Annotated in this window: 1 protein-coding gene; it reads left to right on the top strand. The window is 40.0% G+C overall.

Annotated elements, in window-relative coordinates; all coding sequences use genetic code 11:
* Positions 1 to 390 (top strand): asparagine synthase-related protein (locus KH400_RS21965; RefSeq protein WP_217228254.1); only part of this gene is annotated, 390 nt, incomplete at both ends.

Below are 390 nucleotides of genomic sequence, written 5' to 3'. Positions count from 1 at the left end.
GATGATCCGTTAGCTGATCCGGCTTGTGTTCCACTTTACTTTGTTGCCAAGGAAGCAAGTAAAAGGGCGAAAGTCGTCCTTTCTGGTGAAGGAGCAGACGAGCTTTTCGGTGGGTATAATATTTACCGAGAACCGCATAGTCTAGCTTGTTTTCAATATGTTCCAACAGTACTAAAGAAAAAGCTGCGGAAACTAGCAGCAGTTTTGCCAGAAGGTATGAAAGGCAAGAGTTTTCTTGAACGAGGGACAACCCCACTAGAAGAACGATACATTGGCAATGCAAAGATGTTCACAGAATTAGAAAAGGAAAAGCTTCTTCTTGCATACAATCGCATGTTTTCAAATGAATTAATAACGAAAAATATATATGAACATTCCATTCATCAGCAT

This window comes from Desertibacillus haloalkaliphilus (assembly GCF_019039105.1).
Lineage (GTDB): Bacteria > Bacillota > Bacilli > Bacillales > KJ1-10-99 > Desertibacillus > Desertibacillus haloalkaliphilus.
The sequence above is the reverse complement of the archived record's forward strand: the minus strand, read 5'-3'. Positions and strand labels throughout refer to the sequence as shown.